Origin of the sequence: Baia soyae, from assembly GCF_004341445.1 — a bacterium.
GTDB classification, from domain to species: Bacteria; Bacillota; Bacilli; order Thermoactinomycetales; family Thermoactinomycetaceae; genus Baia; species Baia soyae.
On sequence record NZ_SLXV01000090.1, the window covers coordinates 1 to 1160 of the forward strand.

Genomic DNA, 1160 nt, shown 5'->3' on the forward strand with positions numbered 1-1160 from the left:
TGCCCGTACGTCGAATCGAAATCCCGAAACCGAACGGGGGCGTTCGGTTATTAGGTATACCTACTGTGTTCGACCGTTTCGTACAACAAGCAATCGCTCAAATTCTAACACCTTTATTTGATCCGGGTTTTTCAGATTGTAGCTACGGGTTCCGTCCCGGAAAACGTGGACATGACGCAGTTAGAGAAGCCAGGGGATATATAGAGGAAGGCTATCGATGGGTAATAGATCTAGACCTTGAGAAGTTCTTTGATCAGGTGAGCCATGACAAATTAATGAGCTTACTTGTAAAGAAGATAACAGACAAGCAAATATTGAAACTGATTCGTAGGTATTTGCAGTCTGGAATTATGGTTAATGGCTTACGAGTTTCCAATGAACAAGGCGTCCCACAAGGTGGCCCATTAAGCCCATTATTATCTAATATCATGCTAGATGTATTAGATAAAGAACTGGAAAAGCGCGGGCATAGATTCGTTCGGTATGCCGATGACTGCAACATATACGTGAGAACCCGCAAAGCGGGGGAGAGAGTAAAGAAATCCGTCACCGAATTCATTAAACAGAAATTGAAACTCAAGGTAAATCAAGAGAAAAGTGCAGTAGATAGGCCCTGGAAACGAAAGTTTCTAGGATTCAGCTTTACTCATCACCACCAACCTAAAATACGTATTGCCAAGGAGAGTATTAAAAGAGCGAAGGAAAAGATCAGAGAAATTACCTCTCGTTCAAAATCATTCACCATGGAGCAAAGAGTTGAACGATTGAATGTATTTTTGGTCGGATGGGGGAATTACTTTTCTCTTGCGGATACCCCGACCCCATTTCAACAGATTGATGAATGGCTTCGTAGAAGGCTCAGAATGTGCCTTTGGAAGCAATGGAAAAAGCCGAGGACAAAAGTAAAAAGGCTTATCTCGTTGGGGATTCCTAACGAAAAAGCCTATGAATGGGGTAACACTCGTAAGAAATATTGGCGTATTGCTTGTAGCCCGATCCTCCATAGGACGCTTGATCTCGCCTATTGGCGAGGTCTCGGACTAAAGAGTATAAAGGCAAGATATGATTGGATTCGTCAGACTTAAGTGAACCGCCTAGTGCGGAACCGCATGCTAGGTGGTGTGAGAGGTCGGGGGTTAATCACCCCCTCCTACTCGATT

Annotated in this window: 1 protein-coding gene; it reads left to right on the forward strand. The window is 43.8% G+C overall.

Features of this window, described 5'->3' with window-relative positions:
* Positions 1-1085: group II intron reverse transcriptase/maturase (gene ltrA, locus EDD57_RS14240; protein WP_131850076.1), on the forward strand; the 1085-nt coding region annotated here is incomplete at its 5' end.
* Between the last annotated feature and the right edge of the window lie 75 nt (positions 1086-1160).